This window comes from Psychroserpens mesophilus (assembly GCF_050617655.1).
GTDB classification, from domain to species: Bacteria; Bacteroidota; Bacteroidia; order Flavobacteriales; family Flavobacteriaceae; genus Psychroserpens; species Psychroserpens mesophilus_A.
In genome coordinates this window covers 1-249 of sequence record NZ_JBODQC010000364.1, presented here as the reverse complement: position 1 = coordinate 249, position 249 = coordinate 1, and the positions used below count along the sequence as shown (strand labels likewise).

Annotated in this window: 1 protein-coding gene; it reads right to left on the bottom strand. The window is 66.3% G+C overall.

What is annotated here, in order from left to right:
• Positions 1-249 (bottom strand): hypothetical protein (locus tag ACRHNM_RS17610; RefSeq protein ID WP_431137942.1); only part of this gene is annotated, 249 nt, incomplete at both ends.

Genomic DNA, 249 nt, shown 5'->3' with positions numbered 1-249 from the left:
GGCAGGAACACGTCCTCGGCAACCACGCGGCCCAGCACGCGGTCCTTCAGCGGCTCGACCACGTCGCCGCCTTCCACGATCGGGGTCATGATCAGGCCTTCGGTGGTACCGCAATCCACCCCGGTGATCACCCCGTCCTGCGCCACGTCGACCAGACGACGGGTCAGGTAACCCGAGTTCGCGGTCTTCAGCGCGGTATCGGCCAGACCCTTACGGGCACCGTGGGTGGAGTTGAAGTACTCCTGCACG